This window comes from Pantoea sp. 18069 (genome assembly GCF_902706035.1).
In the GTDB taxonomy this organism is placed as follows: domain Bacteria; phylum Pseudomonadota; class Gammaproteobacteria; order Burkholderiales; family Burkholderiaceae_C; genus Comamonas.
This window is the reverse complement of the sequence record NZ_CACSJA010000121.1, coordinates 1-430: the sequence shown is the minus strand read 5'-3', so window position 1 is coordinate 430 and position 430 is coordinate 1. Positions and strand designations below refer to the sequence as shown.

The 430-nt window shown below is 70.9% G+C and carries 1 protein-coding gene; it reads left to right on the top strand.

The genetic code is table 11. The features are described from left to right. Window positions 1-24: 24 nt before the first annotated feature. On the top strand, window positions 25-430 hold a 406-nt coding region (locus GVL12_RS25840), incomplete at its 3' end, for an RHS repeat domain-containing protein (RefSeq protein ID WP_159918393.1).

Genomic DNA, 430 nt, shown 5'->3' with positions numbered 1-430 from the left:
TTCCTGGACCGCGCGGGGCGCGAGGTGCTCACGATCGATGCCGAGGGCGGCGCCACCGAGCGCTTCTACGACGGCGCGGGCCAACTGCTGCGCGTGCGAGAGGGGGCCACGCAGCTCACCGCCGCGCAGGTCATCCAGCTCGAAAGCCGGCGTGCCCAGGCGGGCGAACTCAGCCGCAGCTTCATCGCCCAGCAGGCGCCGTGGAGCGGCAACGACCGCATCACGCAGAACTACTACGATGCGGCAGGGCGCCTCGCCTTCACGCGCGATGCGCTGGGTCACCTGCAGGGCTACACCTACGACGGCGTGGGGCGCCTGGCCAGCCGCACCGTCTACATGGGCGAGCAGAGCCGGGACTTCTGGGCCGAGGAGGGCATCACCGGGTTCACCAAGACGACGGGCGGGGAAGGCTTGAAGCCCCTCTACCGCC